The sequence below is a fragment of the Legionella lansingensis genome (assembly GCF_900187355.1).
In the GTDB taxonomy this organism is placed as follows: Bacteria; Pseudomonadota; Gammaproteobacteria; order Legionellales; family Legionellaceae; genus Tatlockia; species Tatlockia lansingensis.
Genome location: NZ_LT906451.1, coordinates 1,405,736 through 1,431,134, shown reverse-complemented (window position 1 = coordinate 1,431,134; position 25,399 = coordinate 1,405,736). Strand labels below are relative to the sequence as shown.

Genomic DNA, 25,399 nt, shown 5'->3' with positions numbered 1-25,399 from the left:
TCCTGTTGAAGGAATAATTCGGAGGATATGATGAAGATTTCTCGTTCAGCTCTGCATAAAGCCGTGGAAGCTAGAATTATCAACTCCCAACAAGCGGATGCCCTGCTTGATTTTCTCAAAAATCAACCTGACCAAGTGCCTGCCTTCAACCTAACTAACGTTTTGTATTATCTTGGTGGTTTGGTTGCTATCGGTGCGATGAGCCTGTTTATGAATTTAGGATGGGAGAAATTTGGGGGCTGGGGTATTGTTGCGCTTTCCCTTCTCTACGCAATCATTGGGCTTTGGTTATCTCATCAATTTGCAAAAAAATCACTCGCAATACCTGCGGGCATTTGCGCTACTTTCGTGATCGCTTTAACACCCTTGGCAATTTATGGCTTTCAAGTAGCCATGGGTTGGTGGCCGGACGAGACTACCTATCAACAGTATCATGTGATCTCCAAATGGAATTGGATTTTTATGGAACTGGGTACACTCATCGTAGGAGTCATCTTAGCGTGGATACATCGCTATCCTTTCATGATTATGCCAGTAGCTGTTACCCTTTGGTATATGTCCATGGATATCACCGACATACTCAGCAACGGATATACGACATTTGAACTAAAAGCAATGATTTCAATGTATTTTGGCATGATTATGATTTTAATTGCTTTTTGGGTTGACCTCCGCTCCAGACATAGCCAAGATTATGCGTTCTGGTTATATCTATTCGGGGTCATTGCTTTTTGGGGTGGGTTGAGTTGTCAACACTCCGAGAGTGAACTATCAAAATTCTTTTATTTTTGCATCAACCTGCTGATGATTGGTATTGGTGTTCTATTAATGCGCAAAGTATTTGTTGTTTTCGGTGCTATTGGTTGTGCCTTTTACCTTGGGTATCTTGCTTCGCAGGTATTTAAAGATAGTATGTTATTTCCTGTTGCCCTGACATTAATTGGTTTATTAATCATTTATCTTGGCACCTTGTGGCAAAAACATGAAGCTGTATTAACCCAGAAAGCCCAGTCGATTTTGCCAACCCAATTAAGAGAGCTTTTACAAGCTCGTAATGAATAAACGAATAACATCTTACTATCTGAGCACCTGCCTGTTGCCTCAATAGAACCTGTTGCCGAAGGACAAAAAATATACTGAGTCGTTGCCTCAGAATAGGTGTTGCTTTTGAGAGGTTTTGTTGCGATTAAAAAATAATTGCTATTGAGCCTGGTGGGTGTGTGGGCGAGAAGCCTGTGAGTGTGGGCAATAACTGTGAATAACGTCTTTTTGTTATTCATGGTTTTGTCCACACGTCCCATAGGGCACAGGCTGGTCCGAAGGACTCGTCCATCATATCCACAGGCTTTATGTTCCTGTCTTTTTACAATATTGAATAAGACTTTCATTAAAGAGCCTTTCTTTGTTTTACATGTTGAATATTCACTAATCTAAATATTAATTTTAGCTTTTTTTGAATCTTTTTTTGCAAGTCAAACGGGTCGAGTGTATTAAAGGTCTCTTGTAATTTTGTTTTCTGAGCGAGAGTAAGACCATTCGACGTCATCAGTCGCTGATAGGGCGTTTGGGGTTGATCATATTTTTTGATTACACGGGATTGAATTCGTACTTTGTCAATGAGCTTAATGCAAGGATAGAAAAAATTAAATAACAAGGAGACTTCGTTAGAATATAAGTCATTCATAAGCTCAACGAGCTTTGGATTACCAAAACGATGATAACCAAACAGTTGACGCACATGAGTCCAGTTCTTTTGTTCAACATGTGCATTATCGTCTTTTTTATAAGGACGAGAGCGAGTAAATTGAACCGCTTTTTGTGGGTCCCGCTCAGTAAAATAATGAATGAGATGCCAATTGAGAAACTCTGAGCCGTTATCACAATCAAACCCTTTGATTTCAAAAGGTAAATTTTTTTCTATGTCTTGAATACCCCCCAAGACACCATGAGCTCCTTTATTCCAAGTGGCCCGCATTTCTGTCCAGCCACTGAAAATATCCGTCAGCGTAATAGACCAAACAAAATCACCGGCTAGTGATGCTCCACAATGCGCAACGCTGTCGGCCTCCATAAAACCCACTTCGTTAGTATTCCACTGATTCGTATTGACTGGAATTTGATTCCTGAGAATACTTCCAGGCTTTGTTCCACTTAAGCCTTTTCCATAGCGAGTTTTAACAGGCTTGAGTAAGCGATCAATTGTAGCAGCGCTCATGGTTAGCAGTTGAGAGGATATCTCCGCCGCTAAAGGCTCATAATGATTTTGATAATGAGGTAACCATAAGGGAAGAGCTCTCTTTAATCGTTTACCACACATCTGATCCGTGCCAAGCCATATCTTTTTTAAAGGCTCCAGCAATATGGATGGGTCATAGGTCTTCTTTTTTCCAACTTTCTTCGGACTTTTATCAGAAATGGGTAACTGTCTTAATAAACGAGCTGCTGCTTTGCGATGATAATGATGCGTCTCGCAAAATTCATCCAGAATGCGTTTTTTTAACGCTCTATTGCCTCGTTGATAGCGGATACGCTGTATTTTTAGATACAAATCCATATTCACTTGCCCCATTTCTGTTCCTCTCGCTCGGCAACAGCCATATTGAGGCAACGAAGCAATTTATGGACTTATTTACGTCATCCTTCGGCAACAGATAATTTGAGGCAATTCGCCTGTTGATTAATTTTTTAACTATTAATATTTTGTTAATTCTATTTATATAAAATACATCCAAACATATTAAAAAAGTTACATTTATATGCTAATAGGTTTTTTCTCCAAGGGTATAAAATTAAAAGATAATTTCCGTCAGGAGCGAAAAGAACAAAGAGAATTACAGACCAAATATGGGGTTTCAGATTATCTAATTCCTCTGGCTGCTGAGTTAAGCTGTGAGTTGTCGTGCAACAATGGAGTATTCTCCTTTCCAAACGGGCATAAACCAGATGGAATGTATCTTTATGTACGGACTTTGAAGGGTAAGATTTTTGCCGCTGAATTAGGTGGTAGCATTCGCCATCATTCCTATTTAAGCAATGGTAAAAAAGTACTGTCAGCTGGCCATTTTTTCTTCGACCATGGAAAGTTAATCCTGGTTAGTAATGAAAGCGGACACTATACACCCACCAATGAAGAGATGCTTTCTGAGATAGAATTCTACTATTCTATCTCCAAAAATGAAGATTTAATTTACGAAGATCATTCAAACGTTCCTACTAGCAAACAAGTTCATCGTTACAAGGCTCAAGACATCGTAAGAGCGAAAGATATAACTCGTGTACAGCCGATTATCACAATTAATGATGCTAAATCCAATTTTGGCAAGATATTGCCTAGGTTTTTTGCGGCTAAAGTCAATCAAAATAAAGGTACGTCAGAAAAGACATCTCATTACCTTTCAGACTCTCAATTGCTTGACAAGACAGAAGGCAGCTCAGACTTTAAGGAAAATGAAAAAACTCAACGTTACACCCCAGACTCTGACCTTTCTAACAACATAGGAAATGACGCTAATAAAAATGTAACGACTTCTCATTATTTACAAGACCATCTCTTATTTGTCAAAGCAAAGGATGCTAGTGATCCTGAGAACAAACTCAAGTACTTAATTCAGGATGAGGCTGGCTTATCACTTATAGACCCCATGGAAAATCCACTGCCAAGCTAGTAACTCAGCTTTCATTCCTCAAAGATTGCTATCATCATTTCCTGCTTAACACGGATGCAACCTCTCTGCAAAAAACGTCAACTTCTTCTTCTGAATTATAGTAATGGACAGAGGCTCGTAATAAAGCAGGCAGGTTGCGTTTAGCCATATCCAACCTAGCATATTCTTGCAATGATATAGAGACATTAATCTTTTTACGGCTTAAGTGCTCTCTTATTTCCGTGACTGATTTCCTTTCACTACAAAATGTGACGATGCCGCATTTTTGTCTACCTAAATCCTGTAACTCTAGATGTGGAATTTGTGCCAACTGTTCTCGTAATTTTTCAGCTAAAAACTGAATGCGATGCCAAATCGTTGAGATGCCAATGTTCAGAGCATAATTAATTGCCGCACGAAGACCAAGTTTTGCTGCGATGTTTTGTTCCCAAGTTTCAAAACGTCGTGCATCTGCTCTTAAAACATATTCTTCATCTGCTACCCAAGTGGCTGCATGGAGATCAACAAAAGGAGGATCACATTGGTCCATCATTGCTTTTTTTGCATACAAAAAACCTGTCCCACGAGGCCCACGCAAATACTTTCTTCCTGTAGCGCACAAGAAGTCACAGCCAATTTCATTGACGTCAATTGGGAGTTGCCCAACCGATTGCGTAGTGTCTAAGAGATATGGAATGTTATAATCATTAGCAATTTTTCCCACCGCCACTGCAGGATTAACCAAACCACCCTGAGTAGGAACATGCGTGATGGCAATTAATTTAACATTCTCATTTAACTTTTGTTTTAAATCCTCAATATCTAGTTGACCCTCAGCATCATCATTGATTACATCGATAATAATCCCAGTCTGCTTTGCTTTGTGTAAAAAAGCCAGATAATTGCTCGCATATTCGCTGACCGAGGTCAGGATTCGATCCCCTGGCTTAAATTTCAAACTATAGAAGGCCATCTCCCAGGCACGAGTGGCATTTTCCGTAAAAGCGATCTCTTGCGGGTCACAACTAATAAGTCTTGCTGCAGCTTGATAAAACGTTTCAATATCGGGTAAAACCAGGTCGGCAGCTTCATAGCCGCCAATACTCGCCTCCAAATCAAGATGCTTTTTGATTACATCAACCACTTGTCTCGGAGGCAATGCTGCTCCTGCATTATTAAAATGCAATACAGTCTGGCATCCAGGAGTGTCCTTTCGCAATTTAGCAAGAGAAGTTTGATTAATGATGGTCATAATGAAACCAAAGAAGCTGAATCACCTTGCCGCATCATATCTAAATTTAAGCCCTTTGGAAAAAACAATTTGCCAAAGTTGCAACATTCGCGTGTTAAAGCCCGCGGCGGAACTCAACAAATAATAGTTCCACATCCTAAAAAATTTGTCATCGTAAGTCGTTTTTAACTGATTCCATTGACTATTAAAATTATGATGCCATACCATTAGTGTTTTATAATAATCCATCCCTAAATTTTGCCAATCTTCCATGATTAATAATTTCTCCGTAGCCGTACCTATTTGGGCGATAGAGGGGATCATACTGTTTGGAAAAATATATTTTGTAATCCAAGGCATAGCGTGCGTTGTACTTTCATTGCCTCCGATAGTATGTAACAAAAATAGACCATCATCATTTAAACAGCGATTGATGATTTGCATATATTCGCGGTAATTTAAATAGCCAACATGCTCAAACATCCCTAAAGAACAAATGCGGTCAAATTTTTCTGTTACATCGCGATAGTCCTGAAAGCGAATTTCAATGGGCAATTTTTTGCACTGTTCTTTGGCAAACTCGTATTGTTGCTTGGAAATTGTAATACCAACCACATAGACACCATAATTTTCTGCAGCATGTTTTGCTAATGCGCCCCACCCGCAACCAATATCCAGCAAACGCAATCCTGGTGATAAGAGTAATTTTTTACATGTCAGCTCTAACTTAGCAACCTGTGCCTCATCCAAAGTATCTGCGTTCTTCCAATACGCACAAGTGTAATTCATATTGCGATCCAACATCGCCTTAAATAAATCATTCCCAAGATCATAATGATGCCTACCCACTTGTAGGGCTCGCCTTTTGGTTTGAAAATTAAATACCTTAGACAGCAACAATTTGAAAGCAAGCTGCGGATTGCGTTTTAACTTACTTTCGATATTTGCTTTGACGATACGCTCAATTAAAAGATCTATACGCTGACAATCCCACCAACCTTCTATGTAGGATTCCCCCAAACCTAAATCAGCATCTCGTAGGACTCGCGCGTAGAATTGATCATTATGGATCTGTATATCCCAAAGCGCACTTCCATTAACTGTAATACCGGCCAAATCCAGAAGCCTAAAAACCAGCTCTCTGGCAGCATTCCTATTTCTGTGCATAAAACTATCTCTAATTTCTTTTAAGCAAAAAATAATTATGGATCGGTCATTTCATCATTTTCTGACAATGCTTATTCCTGGCAATCAAATAAAAGTTAGCTCAGAATCATCTGAGCTAACTTTTATATACCTTTGATTAAGGATTAGTGGTACCCGTGTTAGTGTTAGTAGTACCTGTTCCGGTATTTGTGGTATCGGTAGTGCCTGTCGTACCTTGAGTACCCGTAGTGGTATCAGTTGTACCTGGAGTACCCGGGGTAGTACTAGGTGTTGTTGTACTGGACGCACCCTTATCATCGGAGGGAGTAATCGTACTTGGTGGTGTTGGTGTAGTTACAGGTGTTTCTACAGTCGTGTCTACTGTAGTGGTTGTTGAGCGAGGAGCTCCAAAGAAGTACCATAGCGCGATACCGGCTAGAATTATTATCACAATAATAGCTACGATACCGACACTACTATCATTTCGATCAGCCATGACTTTCTCCTATATTTCCTTATTTAAACAATGTAATTATAGCCCTCTAAACAGGTTGCTCAAACCAGAGTCTCTCTTTTTCTCTTAAAAAAACATATTTTTAAATTTCACAACACCTCATGATACCCATGCTCAGAAAGCAAAGCTAGTAGATAGTGAGTAGATCTTCAGATTTAGAGAAATTTTTTTGTGATACTAAGCCTCTGAAATCAAAATAAAATCAAAATTAGTTTATTTAATTATGATCTACTTGTTGCACTTTAACTCCGATTGATGTTTAATGAATCAAGGTCATGGAGGGAATGAACAATGTCACTCAGCAAGGAATGTCGCTACCTATTTGAAGTACTAGTTAAAACTTACACGAAATCTAAAGATAAGAACCATCAGCAAATTTACTCCAAGTTACTTCTCATCCTCGATGAAATACGCAATTTTCCTGAACGCCATTCAGATTTAGACTTAATTGGACAACTGTCTGCTTCTGCTGTTATCTCTTTTGAGGATAATCCTCATTTCGCCTCTGCTGTGAAAACACTTATCCATAACTATCAACAAAGAACGAGCACCTTAAACTTGCTGACCCCTCTCAGCAAAACGGGAAATACAGAGCAACCTTTAGAATTAGAAAAAGAACAAACAAAGGAAGAAAGTCCTGGTCTTTTCTTTCTGGAATTGCAAGCTGCTTTTAGGAAGCGAGCAGAACGGATGACAAGGTCAGAAATAAAAGCAAAATTTTTAAACCTTCCTTAGGGTCTGTTGACAATTGCTTTCACGGCTGCAAATGTCAACAGACCCTAGCCTCTGCAAAAACATCATTATTGTTCAAATATTGAACAATTGGCTATACTTTTAGAATGACTCTGAGGTTAAGGCCAAAGATATGAATAGTTGTTCTGTTAAAAAGCTTAGACTGCTTCCTATCATTGTTGTCTCTGCTCTTCTTTTTTTAGCTATGGCTTTCGCAACCACAGCACAGGCAAAAAAATACTATGTCTATGATCGGTATTATCCATATCATTATCATTATGATCGTTATTACCCATATCGTTACTATTACGCACCCTGGCGATATCATCGTGGAGCTTATTGGACTGGCTGGCGTTCCTATTACTATCGTCACGGCTATCGATGTCAACGAAGTTGTCTAATCAACTGGAATGGTGTGGTAATCCGCTGTGCAAAGCGCTGTATCTAACATTAAAATTCTACTTCTAAATTACCCATGAAAAATTGCTACATTTCAGCTATGATTAGCGTTTTTGAACTCAACGGAGTCGTATATGAAAGTGGGTAAAGACAGTCTCTCAACTGCATCTCAATTATCTGTCGATGGGAAAACATATCACTACTTTAGTCTAAAGGAAGCTGAGAAAAAACATTTTCCCGAGATCAATCACTTACCCTACTCTCTGAAGGTGTTGTTTGAAAATTTGTTACGTTTTGAAGACGGCACCACAGTTCACACCAATGATATTAAAGCACTTGCCGATTGGTTAAAAACAAGAACATCGCAACATGAAATTGCTTATCGTCCGGCAAGAGTATTAATGCAGGATTTTACGGGTGTACCAGCGGTAGTTGATTTAGCAGCCATGCGTGACGCTCTCGCCAAATTGGGTGGTAATCCTGAGAAAATCTCTCCTCTTTCGCGTGTAGACTTAGTCATTGATCACTCTGTTATGGTCGATAAATTTGCCACTCGTGATGCTCTTGAAATTAATACGGCTATTGAGATTCAACGAAATAAAGAACGTTATGAGTTTTTGCGTTGGGGACAAAAAGCCTTTGCTAATTTCCAAGTAGTGCCTCCAGGTACAGGAATCTGCCATCAGGTAAATTTGGAGTATTTAGGCAAGACAGTCTGGTCAAGCGAGGATGAAGGAGTCCATTATGCTTATCCAGATACACTTGTAGGCACAGATTCACACACCACTATGATTAATGGCCTAGGTGTATTGGGTTGGGGCGTTGGAGGCATTGAGGCTGAAGCAGCCATGCTAGGTCAACCCGTTTCGATGTTAATTCCTGAAGTCATAGGATTTAAATTTACCGGAAAACTTAGAGAAGGCATTACAGCAACAGACTTAGTCTTAACCGTAACGCAAATGCTGCGCAAAAAAGGAGTCGTAGGTAAATTTGTTGAATTTTATGGTCCAGGACTTGCTGATCTACCATTAGCCGATCGTGCGACCATTTCTAACATGGCCCCTGAATACGGAGCCACTTGCGGCTTTTTCCCTGTCGATAAGGAAACATTGCGCTATCTGGAATTAACCGGACGTGATGCCCATACCATTGCTTTGGTTGAAGCCTATTGCAAAGCGCAAGGCTTATGGTATGACAAAGACACAGAAGATCCCGTTTTTACGGACGTCTTAAATCTAGACCTAGCAACTGTTGAACCTTCACTGGCCGGCCCGAAACGTCCTCAGGATAAAGTGAATTTGCAATCGTTAGCGCCAACTTTTGATAATTTTTTAGGAGACGTTGGTAAAACGCTTGAGAAAAATACCAAATTCTCAGTCAAAGACCATGATTTCACCATGCAACATGGTCATGTCGTCATTGCTGCGATTACCAGCTGCACCAACACGTCTAACCCTAGTGTATTAATGGCAGCAGGCTTGGTGGCCAAGAAAGCAATTGAAAAAGGATTAACTCGTAAACCTTGGGTTAAATCTTCTCTGGCCCCGGGCTCGAAGGTGGTCACTGACTACTTAAAGCGTGCCGGGTTACAAGATTATTTAGACCAATTAGGCTTTAATTTGGTGGGTTATGGCTGCACTACATGTATTGGAAATTCTGGCCCTCTACCTGATGCCATCGCAGAATGTGTTAATGATAATGATTTAGTGGTGTGCTCTGTGCTTTCCGGTAATCGTAATTTCGAAGGAAGGGTACATCCACAAGTGCGCGCTAACTGGCTCGCTTCGCCTCCACTTGTCGTGGCTTTCGCCTTAAGTGGAACGACTTGCATTGATTTAAGTAAAGATCCTATTGGTCATGATAAGCATGGCAAGGAAGTATTTCTAAAAGATATTTGGCCAAGCAATGCGGAAGTAGCATCTGAAGTAGCAAAGGTGTCTGGCACAATGTTCCGTAAAGAGTATGCTGAGGTATTTAAAGGTGATGATCACTGGCAAGCTATTCCAACGGGCAGTGGTTCAACTTACCATTGGATAGCAAGTTCCACTTATATTCAGCACCCTCCCTTTTTTGAAAATCTCGCAGCAAAACCTGAATCTATTAAATCAATTAAAAAGGCTTACATTTTAGCACTTTTAGGTGATTCCATTACGACAGATCACATCTCTCCTGCTGGCTCTATTAAGGCAAATTCGCCTGCCGGATTATATTTAAAATCCAAAGGAGTAAGCGAGGCTGATTTTAACTCCTATGGTTCAAGACGTGGGAATCATGAAGTTATGATGCGAGGAACGTTTGCTAATATTCGCATTCGTAATGAAATGACACCTGATATTGAAGGCGGAGTAACGCGTCATATTCCTTCCGATAAGGTGATGCCTATTTATGACGCTGCAATGCTCTACCAAAAAGAAGGAGCCGATCTAGTGGTTATCGCTGGTAAAGAATATGGTACTGGCTCCTCACGCGACTGGGCTGCCAAAGGAACGAATTTATTAGGTGTTAAGGCAGTCATCACAGAAAGCTTTGAGCGGATACATCGCTCAAATTTAATTGGAATGGGGGTATTACCTCTGCAATTTCAAGCAGGCATCAACCGCATGACATTAGGCTTGGATGGCACGGAGCGCATTAGTATTGAAGTGGATGACTCCTTAAAGGCTGGCGCGAAATTGCCTGTGTTGATTGAACGTTTGGATGGTACTCAGGAAAATATTGAAGTCCTTTGTCGCATCGACACTAACAATGAACTAGGTTATTACCGTCACGGAGGCATTTTGCAATATGTATTGCGAAATTTAATGTAAACTTATTGCATAAATTCCTCCTTCCTTATCGAATTACCGCGGCCTTGACCGCGGTATCCATAAGTTCGGTGAGTCCCCTCATTACTCTGAGCAAGTGGATACCGCAGGAATGCGAAATCGCTTAACTTAATGGCAGTGCACCCCGCCTCTGAAGGTCTTCAAACAGAGCAGATTGATTTTATATAGTTAAACTGTTAAATTTTGCCGCTACAAATCTAGCTACTTGCGTAGCCCATAGTTCATACTAAATTTTTTCTTAGCACCTAGGATTCACATGCCTCATTCTAAAAAAGTTTTGTCCGTGTTTTCTTTGGTCATGATCAATGTTATTGCTGTTGATAGCTTGCGAACACTGCCCATCAGTGCAAAATTAGGCTTGCCCTTGGTGTCTTATTATCTGATTGCTGCTTTCACTTTCTTTATTCCAGTCGCCTTAGTAGCCGCTGAGCTAGCAACCGCCTATCCCAATACAGGTGGTTTGTATGTGTGGGTTCGAGAAGCCTTTGGACGACGGGCGGGCTTTATCACTATTTGGCTACAATGGATCTATAACGTGGTCTGGTACCCCACGATACTTGCTTTTATCGCTGCAACCTTGTCTTATCTTTTTGCTCCACAACTTGCTAATAATAAATTTTACCTGTTAGGGACAACGTTAAGCTTATTTTGGCTATTTACTATTTTAAACTGCTTCGGGATGCGAGTTTCCAGCCTCATAAGTATTATAGGTGCCAGTATTGGAACGATATTGCCAATGCTGGGTGTTAGCATTTTAGGGACAATTTGGCTCTTTCAAGGGCGCCCTCTTGCTGTAGATACGTCTTTAACATGGCTACCTGATTTCAGCTCTTTAGGTAATTTATCCCTTTTTTCAGCGGTGCTCTTTGGTTTACTTGGCATGGAGATGTCAGCTGTTCATGCTGAAGAAGTTAAAAATCCTCAACGTGACTACCCAAGAGCTATTTTGTATTCAACGTTTATTATTTTTGCAACACTCGTGTTTGGTTCACTGGCCATTGTAATTGTTGTGCCTAATCAGCAGCTAAGCGTTGTATCCGGGTTAATTGATGCCTATGCAGTATTTTTTAAAACTTATAATGCTGGCTGGATGACTGCAGTCATGGCCGTGCTCATCATTCTTGGGGGGCTAAGCGGTGTATCAGCGTGGATTATTGGTCCTACCAAAGGATTACTTGTTTCAGCTCGGGATGGCTCTCTTCCAGAGGTGTTTTCCAAAGTTAACCGCTATGGAGCTCCTGTCGCTATTCTAATCACCCAAGCCATTATTTTTTCTTTATTAAGTTCAGTATTTATCCTGTTTGACACGATCAATGCCGCTTATTGGATTTTAAGTGATTTAAGCGCACAAATGGCTCTATTGGTTTATGTATTTATGTTTTCTGCGGCAATTAAATTACGCTACAGTAAGCCCGATCAGCCTCGTGCTTACAAAATCCCCGGAGGTAATTTAGTAATGTGGTTAGTTGCTGGGGTTGGAATTTTATGCTGTCTGCTTGCAATGCTGATTGGCTTTGTTCCTCCAACACAAATACCAATTAGCAATGTCTATTTCTTTGAAATTTTTCTTATCGGGGGTTTATTTTTATTTGTTGTCTTGCCTTGGCGTTATGCAAAAAAACATGAAGAAGTTTTTGATAAAACCCATCCAGACCATTATGTGGATTAAAGCTCGATTAACGATCTTGAACGAGGGGTGGCACGAAAGGAGAGCACCTACCCTGAGATGAGGAGCTCTCTTTGGAAACGATTAGAAGGAAGCGAAATGTCTAATACCCCTCAGGAATCGACATCAAACTTGCATTCCCACCAGCCGCCGTAGTGTCCACAGTAAACGTACGCTCATGACATAAACGCAATAAATAGTGAGGACCACCGGCCTTAGGTCCCGTTCCCGATAGCCCCTCACCACCAAAAGGTTGCAAGCCAACAACAGCTCCGATCATGTTTCGGTTTACATAGCAGTTTCCTGCATGAACACGTTGGCGTATATACTCAACCGTTTGGTTAATACGACTATGTATTCCCAAAGTTAAACCATAGCCCGTACTGTTAATTTGTTGAATCACCTCATCCAGGGCCTTACGCTTGTAACGAATCACATGTAATACCGGGCCAAAGACCTCTTTTTTCAGGGCTGACATGTCATTAATCGCAATAGCCGTAGGAGGCATATAATGGCCAGAGTTGCACTCATTCGATAATTCACATTGGTAAATAAGCTCATGTGTTTCTTTCATAGAATCTACATGGGCTTTTAGGCTAGCCAAGGCATCCGCATCAATAACAGGACCAACATCCGTTGACAACCATTGAGGATCGCCAACGCTCAGTTCAGCCATAGCACCTTTTAATAACTCAATCATTCGGGGATAAACGTCCTCCTGAATAAAGAGCACACGCAAAGCGGAACAGCGTTGCCCAGCGCTACCAAAGGCTGAGGTAAGCGCATCGACAGTAACCTGCTCTAATAATGCTGAGGAGTCAACAATCATAGCATTTTGACCACCTGTTTCTGCGATAAGGGGAATAATCTCACCACCGCGGGTTGCTAAAGTTTGATTAATCATAGCCGCTGTTTGCGTGGAACCTGTAAAAATCACCCCTTTAACACGCAGATCCGCCACTAAACCTGCTCCCACAACTTCCCCCGCACCAGGTAAGAGTTGTACAACATCCTTTGGGATACCTGCTTTATGCATCAGTTGCACTGCAAAGGTAGCAATGATTGGTGTTTGCTCTGCTGGCTTGGCAACGACACAATTGCCTGTTACCAAAGCGGCAACAATCTGTCCAGTAAAAATAGCTAAAGGGAAATTCCAGGGACTAATGCATGCAATTATTCCTCGAGGATGCAAGCTCAATTCATTTAATTCACCGGTATAGCCATGAAGCCGAATGGGTTTTGCCATTTGCTTCTCAGCCAGCATAGAATAATAACGACAAAAATCTACTGCTTCACGAACTTCAGCAATACCATCATTCCACGTTTTTCCAGCTTCAAAACAGGCCATAGCTAATAACTCTGCCCTATTCTCTTCTAACAACTGAGCAAAACGTTCAATACAAGCTGTCCGTTCAGCAACTCGCGTTTGACTCCAGGAAGAAAATGCTCGCTCTGCTTGTGATAAAGCCCAATCAATATCATCGTCAGTAGCATTACTCACACGTCCAATAGGACGATCAACATCTTGAGGAGAGGTCACACTTCTATGAACCTCACCACTTTCTCTACCCGCTAACAACGGTTTGGCATACCAACGAGAAAGATCCGTTTCCATGTAATGTTGTTGTAAGTTCTTGACAGCCTCCCTATTGGTGAAATCAAAACCACTGGAATTTTTCCTTTCTGGTAAAAAGATGGATGCCGGGAGTGGGATATTTTGATTGATTTTGCCGAGGAAATGATTTGCTTTACTCACTGGATCTTCAACCAAAGAGCTAATGGGTGCCTTTTCATCAACAATCCGATTTACAAATGAGGAGTTCGCCCCGTTCTCAAGAAGTCGACGCACTAAATAAGGCAATAAATCTTCATGACTACCAACCGGTGCATAGATGCGGCAAGGGATGCCAAGGCGATTTGCAGGAACGATCTGTTCATAAAGTTCTTTGCCCATACCATGCAAACATTGAAATTCAAAATCCCTATAGTCACCAACTAAATTTAAAATAGTGGCTACCGAATAGGCATTATGCGTTGCGAACTGCGGGTAGATTACATCCGTCATGGTTAATAATTTCTTCGCACAAGCCTGAAAGGACACGTCAGTAAACACTTTACGAGTAAAGACAGGGTATTCAGATAAACCTAGCATTTGTGTTTTCTTAATTTCACTATCCCAATAGGCTCCCTTGATCAAACGCACCATCATCCGACGCTGCTTACTTCTTGCTAAATCAGCTATCCAGTCTAGTAGATAAAACGCTCTTTTTTGATAAGACTGCACGGCCATACCGAAACCATGCCAACCATGTAAGCTATCATCGTTAAATACTCGTTCGATAACATCCAAAGAAAGCTCTAATCGCTCTGATTCTTCAGCATCCACCGTCATGGCGATATCAAATGTCTTGGCAAGTTGCGCCAGCTCTAGCAGCTTCGGTGGTAACTCTTCCATCACCCTCCCTCGGTGAGACTCTTGATAGCGAGGATGCAAGGCTGACAATTTGATTGAGATCCCTGGTCGTTGATAAATATTCATACTTTGATCAACACTCGCGCCTATGGCCTCAATCGCTTCCTTATATGCGACAAAATAACGCTCTGCATCCGTAGCGGTGAGTGCTGCCTCTCCGAGCATGTCATAAGAGTAACGATAGCCTATAGTTTCTTTTTTCTTAGCTCGAGATAAGGCTTCCTGAATAGTGCGACCTGTCACAAATTGTTTGCTCATAATACGCATTGCAGCATCTACCGCTTTTCGTACTACACTTTCGCCACTACGATTGATTAATTTAAATAATGCCTTGCTTAAGACGGTATCAGCCCGTTCAGGCGTTAGAACTTTCCCCGTTAACATTAATGCCCATGTGGTAGCATTTACGAAAAAGGATTCGCTTTGACCACGGTGTGATTTCCAATCAGCACCCGCTAATTTATCTTTTATCAAACTATCAATCGTTGCATTGTCTGGGACGCGTAATAAAGCTTCTGCCAAACACATCAAAGCTATTCCTTCATCGCTGGAGAGGGAATATTGAGTAAGAAAAGAATCAATTCCTGTACTTTTTTTTCTCTCGGTGCGCACTTGCTCTACCAAAGCCGTCGCTTGGTTGCGAATTGCACTGACCTGTCGACTATCCAACGCCGCCTTTTCAATAAGCTCCGTCATTAGAGTTAATTCGTCCATTCGATATGCTTTATTAATAAGGGCACGAGAACCTTGCGGAAGTTGTAGGGAATACCGCTCAAGCATGTTTTTCTCCAATGTGATGAGACTAAAAAATATCTCGCGATGATAATGCAGAATGCAGAGAATTGAAATCTATCATCGTAAATTTATGTACATAAAATGTATAAACTAACTATATTTTAATCTAATAAACCCTGGTTCGAACCCTAAAATTAGATCTAATTTTGACAAATTTGATCTAATTTTATACTACTTAGTGAGCAAATTTTGTCTTTATTTGCATAATTTATTATCTTATTGAATTATATTTGTACAGATAGAAAAACCCCGAGCTCCTCTAAGTCGCTGATTTGAATAATAATTCAACCAAATGCCTTATAAATGCCCTCCATGATTTTACATTTGTGTCAGTTGTAAATATAATCACCAACTTTGTTAGACCTTATTTCATGCGATTTAACAAAGAAAAAAGGAGTGTTATGAATACAATATTAAATTTACTTTCAGCAGCTTTTTTTTCCACGAACATGACTCACGCTGCCCCTCTGCCAGCCAAAGCTGGATTTGATATTAATCAAGAGGTGCAACACTTAAGTCGGAAAGCTCCTCAACTTAATAAAAAAGTTCTGAAGCTAGCGCTCACAGCCTATCAAAAAGCTGCAGCTAAAGGTGCGGTCAAGAAACCCGTACTTACCGTCATAGATTATTCCTTACCCTCTAACAAACAACGCATGTGGGTTTTTGATGTTCGCAAAGAGCGTCTCTTATACAACACCTATGTAGCTCATGGCCGTAATTCTGGTCTTGATGTACCCCGTCATTTTTCCAACAAACCCTCTAGCAAAGAGAGTAGCCTGGGTACATACATTACACGCAACACTTATATAGGCTCCAAAGGGTACTCCTTAAACCTACAAGGTTTAGAGCGTGGCTTCAACGACAACGCCTATAGTCGCCGCGTGGTTATTCATGGCGCCTGGTATGTAGAGCCCGATTTTATCAAAAAAGCTGGTCGAGCAGGCAGAAGCTGGGGTTGCCCATCTATCGCTAAGACATTGGCAAAGCCTGTCATTAATACGATTAAAGATGGCTCAGTCGTTTTTGCCTACTATCCGGATAGTTATTATCTTTCCCATTCCGGTTACGCTACCGTATAAAAAGAGAAAGCCAGGGACACGCCCTGGCTTCGCAGTCTCCAATCGAGATCATCCTAACCCCGATATTCATCCCTGACCATCATTTCCTTATGATTACAATTCCCTTTGTGAGACTTCAGTCCGTTGAAGTCATACCTAAAATTTAGCAATTGGTATCTTAGTGTGCAAGGCTGTTTATTTTAAATGCGTCAAAGCATTATTTTCATCTTTTTTAAATTAATACTTAGTATTCAATGAGTTAAACTTAAAATAGGATTTGTTTGCGTCTTAATAATGCTTATTTCTTACCATAGATTGAGAAATTTCTTGGTCTACAGCAAGCCAGTATCCCAAGAGACACGAGACAAAATAGCAAAACCAACTTGCCAAACCACTAATTTATGATAGTTTAGTTGAGGTTCAATTGCCTTCAGCAGAGAAAAAAACGATGAATCAACAGCACGAAAGCGCTAAGAAAGACAAATTGCAAATTATTGATTGGTTAATCGAGCATTTCCCAGGCGCGTTCTTTAAAAAAGGGAACCAAGTCAAACCATTACAGATAGGTATATTTGATGAAATCATTGACTTCTATGAGCGCCTGGACACACCACCCTTCAGCAAAAAAGCCTTGCGGGAGGCCCTAAGCTATTACAGTTCATCGCCAGCCTATTTAAACTGCCAAAAACCGAATGCAGCGCGAGTTGATCTGTATGGTAATGAGGTTGATGTCGTTACTGAGGAGCAAGCAAAATATGCCCATCAACGTTATCAGCAACGATATGGGGATAAAAAGGCTCAGGCTTTAAAGCAAGAGATCAAATAGTTCACTGCCACTGAGTTTTGTAGCTTTGCTTCCCGAGTCCAGGGATTGTAGCTCACACCGGCAATGCTTGAAAACTCCAAGCCCGCTGCTCGTATCATCGTAGCCAATTCACTTGGCTTAATGAACTTTTCAAAATCATGGGTTTGTCTGGGTAGTAGGCCAAGTAAATACTCCGCAGCTAAAATGACCGTTGCATAAGCTTTGAATGTTCGATTAATCGTTGACAGGAAAAGATATGCATTTGATTTTAATAAACGTGCACAATGGTTAATAACGACTTGCGGCTCAGGTACATGCTCTAGCATTTCCATGCACGTGATGAGATCGAATTTTTCGCCTTCATACTCCTCAATAGGGCAACAAACATAATCGATTGATAATTTATTCTTTAACGCATGTGCCTTAGCAGCCTTCAATGCAGTTTCTGTCACATCCAGACCAACCACTTGTGCACCTAATTTGGCCATGGCTTCCGTTAAAATTCCTCCCCCACAACCCACATCTAAAACCCTCATATTTTTTAAAGGGCAAATGTTTGTTATGAACTCAAGACGCACAGGGTTGATATCGTGCAAGGTTTTCAATGGCCCTTCTCTATCCCACCAATCGTCAGCATGCTGGGAAAATTTGGCAATCTCTTCCGGATCAATGGTAGATTTACTATTCATGGCAAATTAGCAAGTCCAACGGTCTAAAAAATTCCAAGACCTGGGGGTTATGTATAAAACCTAAATTGTAAGGATGCTCTGCAATTAAGCAAGGAAAAAGTTTCGTTTGTGGTATTTCTTTAGCAATATTGCCAAATATAATGAGCTGTAAAGAAGGGTTATACGCAGCAAGTTGATTTAACAAACTATTCATAAAAGGTTTCCATTGACGAGCATGGAAACGCACTTCACCCTCACTATAAACTAGGGAAGCATTCAACAACAGAAATCCTTTTTTCATTAAAGAGGTAAAAAAATCGTTTGCTGTTTTACAAAAATGGGCTTTATCCAACCTTGCAATTGCCTCCTGGGATAAATCATCTTTAAGATCACCACGTGCGACGAGAAGCATTTTCATCCAATTTCTTAACGAAGTGGCGCGGTTCACTTCTTTGCTTAATCCATTTGCACTCCATAACGAATGCACAGCATTATCCCAAAATGCATAACCATTTGCAGACTCGGGTCGGGGATAGGGAGACTCTCCCAGCAGAATATACTTCGTCTTACTCAAAGGAAGACTAAATGCTGCAAATAAGTTTTTAAGACCAGGCAACCAATCTTGGTCCTCTTGTAATCTAAGAAGATAATCCTGATCAACCTGCTCCAAAGCTATACTCAGAATTGCCTGCCATTGAGGATGTGTATTTCTAAGCAGTGGATATACTGATGTTTCCATTGAGTTTATCAACCCTTATTTTTAGCGCAAATTAAGGCTTATATCATAATTTGTTAATAATTAAATACTAAAATAAGTAGATAGGTAAACAAACAGGAAGCGATCGAAATGTCTAGCCGTACTACTGATGTAATGAGAATGACTAGCGATAGTCTACACAATCGAAATTGTTACCGATACTTAAAAAAGCTATCACTGACTCCTTATGTCATGGAAGAATTTTCAGATAGCTTAAAACAACGCCTTGAGGCTGTACAAAGCCATTCTGAATACAATGAGCGTTTTCCCTATGCCGATGTTTATAAACAATTTTTTACTGAAGTAGAAGGCAATATTAAAAAAATCTATGATGATCGCAGAGAAAGATTAAAAGCCCAACTCAAGGATGATAGTCTTAATCATGCAAGATGGGAGCAATTAAAACTACATGAGAAAGGCATGGAAGAAATTGCAGGTGCATCATTTATGCGCCAATATAAAAAGATTATCACTCCCGAAACAATACATGAAAAAATAACAGCCCTGGATGATTTTATTTTTTCCATTTATGACAATGACAATTCAAATCTCGAAGAAACCTTTAAAGTCATTCAACATATTCCTTTGGAACATACCCCCGCAAGCCAAGAAATAGAACAGGGGATTACAGAGTGGGTAAAAGATGAAGGGGATAAAATAAATAAGAATGCTCAATCCCCCGCCGAAGCTGGAAGTCTATATGGTGCCACCGTATCAACACTGTCTGGTAATTTTAAACCACAGCACGATACAAGCATAGCTACGGTACGTCATTTTGAATACACCAAGCTTGAACACACCAAGGAGGATAAAAAGAACGTATACCCCAAAGAATATCGCTTTGGAACCCAAGGACAACGCCATAACGGTGATCCACGCCACAGTCCATTGTTTGAACGATTTCTGAAAGTCAAAGAAGAACGAGCAGAGGACAAAGAAAAAATATCACACATTTACTTTAATGTTCTTGGCTTTGACAGAGATGATTTATTGGATATCCCGGGGAAGAAGGAACGTAACCTAACTGAAGCCCTACATAGATTAGGAGACACTCATAAAAATATCGCTGTCATTACTTTACCAGCTGATAAAGGTTTAATGGATAAACATGATTATCAAAAGATCAACGACAAACATGATCGCGAGGACGTTTTTAATGAATTCCTTAACATTGCCAGCGAAAGCACAGATCCTGCACCGAAAAGTAAAATCAAAGATTTTCATATTAGTCCTAGAGTCCGCGCGCTTCTATTTAAAAATGAATCAGGAGATTACACGGCTGAAGCGCAGAAAGAGAAGCTCACAAAGTTATTGAATAAAAGTTTTAAGAAACTAGGTCTTGATGGTAAAAACACATTAACTAGTGCTGAACGGCAGGCCGTTTGGTTCCACTTCATTAAATTTGAATTAACAAACCACATTATTCAAACACTAAAACCTGAGAGCATGAACTTTTCCTGTAAAGATGCTATTGATCGGGGGGGTGTTTCCTCAGCTTTTTACAATCTAATGAAATCCTTTAAAACCAAGCATCCACTATCAAGAGAAGAATTCGAACGTACATTACATGCAGCTCCTACTATGGTAAAAGGACGTGGCATAAACCATCATTTGAAAGTCATCTGGAATGCCGTTGATGCTTATGTCAATGCTAATTATGACACGCTTATAGAGGATGAGAAAAGGTCTTGGTTGATTGAGTGGCGAGATCTTAATTGTCCACATGCTCGTGTAGCCGATTTATTGGATCGAAAAATAAAACAAAGTAGAGATGTATTGGAGGCAGCACAGAAGAAGGATCCTCATAATCCTAACATCCTAAAAGGTTTAGAGATATTAAATCAAATAGAACAGCAAAAAAATCTTGGAGTAAGCGGGAAACGAGCGTTATTAGGAGCAGTAGCTCTCACACCAGCTGTTGCTCTTGGTGATGTAAACAAAGCTAAAATGTATAGTGAACTTGCAGATAAGCTTCGTATCAAGTACCCTTCCTTGCATATCGTTGCAGGACTCATGAAGACTCTCGCAGGGGCTGTTCTTTTTGCCGCCACAATCGGGCATGTAAAAAACTTGCTTCACTCTGGCTTGGCAACATTAAAAGCTGGCCAAGATGCCGAACATCGAGCGCAAATAGTAGGAAATATGAAGCAGGTGAAAGACGAGCTTCAGCATCTTAAAGATGAAAATCCCATCGAAGAAGAAAGAAGCCTTTTTGAAAACCCCGATGCCCAAGCCATAAAAGTCCAATAGTTCATTAGCCCATCGCTTAATTGGAGTGAATTAACTTGCGTAGCTGGGTGAAACGAAGTGAAACCCGGGTTTCGGTCTACGGACCTTCACCCGGCTACGTAAGCTAGTCTCTGGTAAGTTTTTTAAGATTTTGTGAGGATTAAGATGATAAATCAGGAAGATGAAGCGTTTAAAATTATAGAGCATTTTAATCACTTAAATGCTTCCCGGGCGCCGATATCAGCTTTCGTCAACATTATCGATACAGAGAATTTTGAGATTCGTTTGCGCGGTAGTGATATCGTTTTTAAGGGGATTGCTGGTCTTGCTGATCATCAACTAGGTAAATTGATATTTTTTGATCAAAAATTTGATTGCCTACGTCAGAAAAGCCACCTGGAATTCAACAAAATTTCCATTGAAACGCAAGGTGTCTGGTATGCTCGAACATGGCAATCTCCAGCAGCTTATAGTCAACAACTCATAGCTGATCTTACTCACACGTGGATTCTAATTAAGAAAGCGGATGATAAGCCATGGATTATTCTGTCACATATCTGTGAATCATTTTCTTATCGTAAAGGATATGCACCAACGGATAACCCCAAAGATTTTCATTTATCGTTAAAGTAACTGGCAGGTTGCGAAGGTGTAATTTTTACGTTAATGTCATAAGCTTTGTACGTCGAGTTTCAAAATGGACCAAGTTAGAAAGGATTTGTTACCCTACCTTGATGCCCGCAAGCCAAGCATGGTAGAGCAATTACATCGATTTTGTGAAATTAATTCCGGAACAGAAAATTTACAAGGTTTGGCTATTATGCTTAAAACCTTAAAAACAGCCTTTACCCCCCTTGCAGATCAAATACATACCCGACAATTTCCAGCCATCACTACCATGAATATGGTAGGCGAAGCGTCCATTCAACAATGTGGAGATGCTCTTTTTATTCGTAAACGTCCCGAACTTAAGCGTCGTGTTCTTTTAGCTGGTCACATGGATACTGTATATGGAGCAAATCATCCCTTTCAAAAGCTCATGTATGTTAATGAAAATACTATAAATGGCCCCGGTGTCACTGATATGAAAGGAGGATTAATTGTCATCTTACATGCGCTTAGTGTATTTGAGGAATCACCCCTTGCTTCGACATTAGGTTGGGATGTCGTTATTAATGCTGATGAAGAAACTGGTTCTCTCGTATCCAGTGCCTTATATGATGAAATTGCTCGTGATTATCAAGCCGCCTTGGTTTATGAACCAGCCGCTGATGCCGAAGGAGCTTTTGCTAAAAATCGTAGTGGTAGCGCCAAACTGACATTAGTGGCCACCGGCAAAACGGCTCATGCAGGCCGCTCCTTTTATGAGGGACGTAATGCGATTTGCTATTTGGCAGAAGCGATAACGGCTATCCATGCACTTAATGGACTAAAAGAGGGGGTAACCATCAACGTAGGTAAAATCGCTGGGGGGACTGCATTGAATGTGGTTCCAGATAAAGCGGTGGCCAAAATGGATGTCCGTATTAGCCAAACGGAGGATGAATTTTGGGTAAGAGATCAAATTCATAACATTATCCATAAATTGGAGCGTCCTGGCTATTCACTAAGCCTTCATGGCTCTTTTCATCGTCCAGTGAAAAAAATTTGTCCCGCTACGGAGCGTTTATTTTCTCGAATACAAGCGATCGGGCGTCAACTTGGTTTAAATCTTGATTGGCGAAATACCGGTGGTTGCTGCGATGGTAACAATCTCGCCCAACATGGATTGGCTGTCATCGACACGTTAGGCGTTCGCGGCGGGAGAGTGCATAGTAGTGAGGAATTTATTTTGCTTAACAGTCTCGTTGAGCGCACAGCGCTTAGCGCTTTATTACTGTTTGATTTAGCTCAAGGCGGGCTTGAGGAATTACAGAAATGATGCTATTTCGCACTGTTCGCGAATCTGACCTTGATGCCATTTTTCAACTGGCTGAGCATTCTGGAATTGGGATGACAACGCTTCCTAAAGACAAAAAGCTTCTTCAGAAGCGGCTTAAGTGGGCCTGTGACTCTTTTAAAAAAGTCGTCAACCATCCTGTCAGTGAATATTACATGTTTGTGCTGGAGGATCCTTCTACAGGGGAAGTTGTTGGGATCTCAGGGATTGAGTCTGCGATAGGACACGATTTGCCTTTTTATTCTTATAAACTCTCCAAACGCACGCGTATATGCCACTCATTAAATATTCGTAGCGATTATGAAGTGTTAAACTTAGTGAATGACAACCAAGGTCGAAGCGAAATCTGTACTCTTTTTTTAGAACCTGCTTACCGACATAATAGCAATGGTTTATTACTTTCACGGGCCCGTTTTTTATTCATAGCCCATTACCCCAATCGCTTTGCGCCCATTATTATTGCAGAGATGCGCGGTATCTCTGATGAATGGGGGCATTCGCCCTTCTGGGATAATGTAGGGAGGCATTTTTTTCATATGCCTTTTAGTGAAGCCGATCAGTTAACAGCCTCCACGAACAAGCAATTCATTGCTGATTTGATGCCACGCAATTCCATTTACGTTAAATTGCTTTCTCCGGAAGCTCAAGCCGTTATTGGTAAGCCTCATCAATCTACTGTTCCTGCGATGAACATCCTTCTACGGGAAGGCTTTCGCTATAATTCCTATGTCGACATCTTTGATGCAGGACCTACCATTGAAGCGCCTTGTAATCAAATTCGTACTATTGTTGCGAGTCGCGTTTTAACGGTAAAAAATCTCAGTGATGAGGTTAGCGCTAAGCGATTATTGTTAGCAAATACTAAGCTTGACTTCAGGGCAACAATTAGTCAAGCCATCTTAAACGAACAACACGCGTCTTGCATCATCAGTAAAAAAACCGCTGAGCTATTACAAGTTAAACGCGGAGATTGTTTACGTTTAGCTCCTGCACAAATCGAGGAACCAACTATTTTTAGCGAGCCAAAGCATGATAGCAAATCCACAAAATAATTTAGCAATTCATTACATCGGAGGACGCTGGATGCAAGGTGAAGGCAAGCCTTTGCAATCCATAAACCCTGCCGATGGCAGCATTATTTGGCAAGGTGCACAAGCAACAGACGAAGAAGCGTTTACTGCTTGTGAGGCAGCCCATCTTGCTCTCCCCTACTGGTCTTCTTTGGAGTTCTCAAAACGAGTTCATTATCTACAAAATTTTGCTAAGGAAGTAACGACTAAACAACAAGAATTGGCTTATCTAATCGCATTAGAAACCGGAAAACCTTTATGGGAAGCTAAAACAGAAGTGAATTCAGTCATTGCTAAAGTCAATTTATCCATTCAAGCCTATCAGGAACGCACCAATGAAACACACTCCAAAACCGCTGATGCTAATGCGCATCTTCGCTATAAACCGCACGGGGTTGTAGCCGTTCTTGGCGCATTTAATTTTCCGGCTCATTTGAGCAATGGCCACATTGTTCCCGCTCTTCTGGCTGGCAACACAGTTATTTATAAACCCAGTGAATTAGCACCAGCGGTGGCGCAATTTATCATCCAATGTTGGCATGAAAGCGGATTACCCCAAGGGGTCATTAACTGTATACAGGGAGGTGTCCGCTCTGGGCAAGCGCTTTTAGACTCTGATATTCAGGGGCTTTATTTCACGGGTAGTTATCATGCGGGGAAAACGATTCACCAATATTTTGCTGGCAGACCAGATGTTATCTTAGCCCTTGAGATGGGAGGCAATAACCCCCTCATTGTCGACAATGTTAAAAACACGAAGGCAGCGGTTTATCATACGCTTTTATCCACGATGATGACTTCGGGGCAGCGTTGCACTTGTGCGCGCCGAGTGTTTGTTGGCAATAACGCAGCGGGAGATGAATTTTTATCACAATTTATTCAAGCTTGTAAAAACATTAACGTTGGCGCCTTCACTCAAAAACCAGAACCCTTCATGGGACCAGTCATCAGCCATGACCATGCCCTCAAGCATTTAGGGGCGCAAAAAAAATTGACTCAAATGGGTGGACAATCTCTCCTAGAAATGTCTTTATTGGAGGAAAACACTGGATTCCTTTCGCCAGGGGTGGTTGATATGACCAACGTTGATAACCCACCTGATGAAGAAATTTTTGCCCCACTGACTCAAATCTATCGATTTGACAATTTTGATGAAGCGCTAGCGAAAGCTAATCACACTCGTTATGGCTTAGCAGCCGGACTACTAAGCGATGATGAGAAAAAATATGAACAATTTTATAACACCGTACGAGCCGGACTTATTAATTGGAACAGACCCACAACAGGTGCTATAAGCAGTCTTCCATTTGGTGGGGTCGGTTGCAGTGGTAATCATCGTCCAAGCGCCTACTTTGCCGCGGATTACTGCGCCTATCCAATTGCCAGTTTAGAGCAGGACAGTTTAGCTATACCCTATGAATTATTACCTGGTATTCAATTGGAATAAT

The 25,399-nt window shown here is 40.9% G+C and carries 21 protein-coding genes; 13 read left to right on the top strand and 8 right to left on the bottom strand.

Annotated elements, in window-relative coordinates:
• Window positions 1-30 precede the first annotated feature (30 nt).
• The gene (locus CKV79_RS06475; RefSeq protein WP_028373643.1) at window positions 31-1,062 is read left to right on the top strand and encodes a hypothetical protein; all 1,032 of its coding nucleotides are present in this window, start codon (window positions 31-33) and stop codon (window positions 1,060-1,062) included.
• Here CKV79_RS06475 and CKV79_RS13780 read toward each other — a convergent pair.
• Window positions 957-1,388, bottom strand: coding sequence for a hypothetical protein (locus CKV79_RS13780; RefSeq protein ID WP_157737136.1), 432 nt, complete (start codon window positions 1,386-1,388; stop codon window positions 957-959). The two genes, CKV79_RS06475 and CKV79_RS13780, sit on opposite strands and share 106 nt — an antisense overlap.
• Window positions 1,388-2,569 carry an integrase gene (locus CKV79_RS06470; RefSeq protein WP_095141685.1) on the bottom strand — a complete coding sequence of 394 codons (1,182 nt, stop codon included), beginning with the start codon at window positions 2,567-2,569 and terminating at the stop codon, window positions 1,388-1,390. Before CKV79_RS06470 ends, CKV79_RS13780 begins: the two co-directional genes overlap by 1 nt.
• Before the next feature lie 187 nt (window positions 2,570-2,756).
• On the opposite strand from CKV79_RS06470, the gene CKV79_RS06465 reads away from it, so the two are divergent.
• Window positions 2,757-3,665 (top strand): hypothetical protein, encoded by a 909-nt coding sequence (locus tag CKV79_RS06465; protein WP_028373082.1) that lies wholly within the window; start codon window positions 2,757-2,759, stop codon window positions 3,663-3,665.
• A gap of 34 nt (window positions 3,666-3,699) precedes the next feature.
• Here CKV79_RS06465 and CKV79_RS06460 read toward each other — a convergent pair whose 3' ends face one another.
• From CKV79_RS06460 to CKV79_RS06450, 3 genes are all read right to left on the bottom strand, one after another.
• Entirely contained in the window at window positions 3,700-4,896 is a 1,197-nt protein-coding gene (locus tag CKV79_RS06460) for an aminotransferase class V-fold PLP-dependent enzyme (protein WP_028373083.1), read from the bottom strand.
• A gap of 21 nt (window positions 4,897-4,917) precedes the next feature.
• Complete coding sequence (gene cfa, locus CKV79_RS06455) at window positions 4,918-6,042, bottom strand: cyclopropane fatty acyl phospholipid synthase (RefSeq protein ID WP_028373084.1); 1,125 nt, start codon at window positions 6,040-6,042, stop codon at window positions 4,918-4,920.
• Between the two features lie 136 nt (window positions 6,043-6,178).
• Window positions 6,179-6,517 (bottom strand): hypothetical protein, encoded by a 339-nt coding sequence (locus tag CKV79_RS06450; protein WP_051546145.1) that lies wholly within the window; start codon window positions 6,515-6,517, stop codon window positions 6,179-6,181.
• Between the two features lie 309 nt (window positions 6,518-6,826).
• On the opposite strand from CKV79_RS06450, the gene CKV79_RS06445 reads away from it, so the two are divergent.
• The 4 genes from CKV79_RS06445 (at window position 6,827) to CKV79_RS06430 (ending at window position 12,160) form a co-directional block, all read left to right on the top strand.
• Entirely contained in the window at window positions 6,827-7,270 is a 444-nt protein-coding gene (locus CKV79_RS06445; protein ID WP_028373085.1) for a hypothetical protein, read from the top strand.
• A 130-nt stretch (window positions 7,271-7,400) separates the two neighbouring features.
• Window positions 7,401-7,715, top strand: a complete 315-nt coding sequence (locus CKV79_RS06440; RefSeq protein ID WP_035915413.1) for a hypothetical protein — start codon at window positions 7,401-7,403, stop codon at window positions 7,713-7,715.
• Window positions 7,716-7,800: 85 nt separating this feature from the next.
• Window positions 7,801-10,473, top strand: coding sequence for an aconitate hydratase AcnA (gene acnA, locus CKV79_RS06435; RefSeq protein ID WP_028373086.1), 2,673 nt, complete (start codon window positions 7,801-7,803; stop codon window positions 10,471-10,473).
• A 274-nt stretch (window positions 10,474-10,747) separates the two neighbouring features.
• Window positions 10,748-12,160: an APC family permease gene (locus CKV79_RS06430; protein WP_051546146.1), complete on the top strand. Its 1,413-nt coding sequence runs from the start codon at window positions 10,748-10,750 to the stop codon at window positions 12,158-12,160.
• 100 nt (window positions 12,161-12,260) lie between these two features.
• Here the strand turns inward: CKV79_RS06430 and putA are convergent, their stop codons facing one another.
• Window positions 12,261-15,410 carry a bifunctional proline dehydrogenase/L-glutamate gamma-semialdehyde dehydrogenase PutA gene (gene putA / locus CKV79_RS06425; protein ID WP_028373087.1) on the bottom strand — a complete coding sequence of 1,050 codons (3,150 nt, stop codon included), beginning with the start codon at window positions 15,408-15,410 and terminating at the stop codon, window positions 12,261-12,263.
• A gap of 416 nt (window positions 15,411-15,826) precedes the next feature.
• Here putA and CKV79_RS06420 point away from each other — a divergent pair, with 416 nt between their 5' ends.
• On the top strand, window positions 15,827-16,504 hold the full coding sequence (locus CKV79_RS06420; RefSeq protein WP_028373088.1) for a murein L,D-transpeptidase catalytic domain family protein: 678 nt from the start codon (window positions 15,827-15,829) through the stop codon (window positions 16,502-16,504).
• Window positions 16,505-16,931: 427 nt separating this feature from the next.
• Window positions 16,932-17,309 (top strand): ProQ/FINO family protein, encoded by a 378-nt coding sequence (locus tag CKV79_RS06415; protein ID WP_028373089.1) that lies wholly within the window; start codon window positions 16,932-16,934, stop codon window positions 17,307-17,309.
• Here CKV79_RS06415 and ubiG read toward each other — a convergent pair.
• On the bottom strand, window positions 17,282-17,977 hold the full coding sequence (gene ubiG, locus CKV79_RS06410; protein ID WP_028373090.1) for a bifunctional 2-polyprenyl-6-hydroxyphenol methylase/3-demethylubiquinol 3-O-methyltransferase UbiG: 696 nt from the start codon (window positions 17,975-17,977) through the stop codon (window positions 17,282-17,284). The two genes, CKV79_RS06415 and ubiG, sit on opposite strands and share 28 nt — an antisense overlap.
• Complete coding sequence (locus CKV79_RS06405; RefSeq protein ID WP_028373091.1) at window positions 17,970-18,695, bottom strand: uracil-DNA glycosylase family protein; 726 nt, start codon at window positions 18,693-18,695, stop codon at window positions 17,970-17,972. Before CKV79_RS06405 ends, ubiG begins: the two co-directional genes overlap by 8 nt.
• 108 nt (window positions 18,696-18,803) lie before the next feature.
• Between CKV79_RS06405 and CKV79_RS06400 the strand changes: the two genes are divergently transcribed.
• From CKV79_RS06400 to astD, 5 genes are all read left to right on the top strand, one after another.
• The gene (locus tag CKV79_RS06400; protein WP_131796070.1) at window positions 18,804-20,963 is read left to right on the top strand and encodes a hypothetical protein; all 2,160 of its coding nucleotides are present in this window, start codon (window positions 18,804-18,806) and stop codon (window positions 20,961-20,963) included.
• A 144-nt stretch (window positions 20,964-21,107) separates the two neighbouring features.
• Window positions 21,108-21,575: a hypothetical protein gene (locus tag CKV79_RS06395; protein WP_035915415.1), complete on the top strand. Its 468-nt coding sequence runs from the start codon at window positions 21,108-21,110 to the stop codon at window positions 21,573-21,575.
• A 64-nt stretch (window positions 21,576-21,639) separates the two neighbouring features.
• The gene (locus CKV79_RS06390; RefSeq protein ID WP_028373093.1) at window positions 21,640-22,863 is read left to right on the top strand and encodes a hydrolase; all 1,224 of its coding nucleotides are present in this window, start codon (window positions 21,640-21,642) and stop codon (window positions 22,861-22,863) included.
• A complete protein-coding gene (gene astA, locus CKV79_RS06385) occupies window positions 22,860-23,933 on the top strand; it encodes an arginine N-succinyltransferase (RefSeq protein WP_051546148.1) in 1,074 nt (357 codons plus the stop codon). The genes CKV79_RS06390 and astA overlap by 4 nt, the downstream gene beginning before the upstream one ends.
• Window positions 23,911-25,398: a succinylglutamate-semialdehyde dehydrogenase gene (gene astD / locus CKV79_RS06380; RefSeq protein WP_051546149.1), complete on the top strand. Its 1,488-nt coding sequence runs from the start codon at window positions 23,911-23,913 to the stop codon at window positions 25,396-25,398. Before astA ends, astD begins: the two co-directional genes overlap by 23 nt.
• Window position 25,399: the final 1 nt, after the last annotated feature.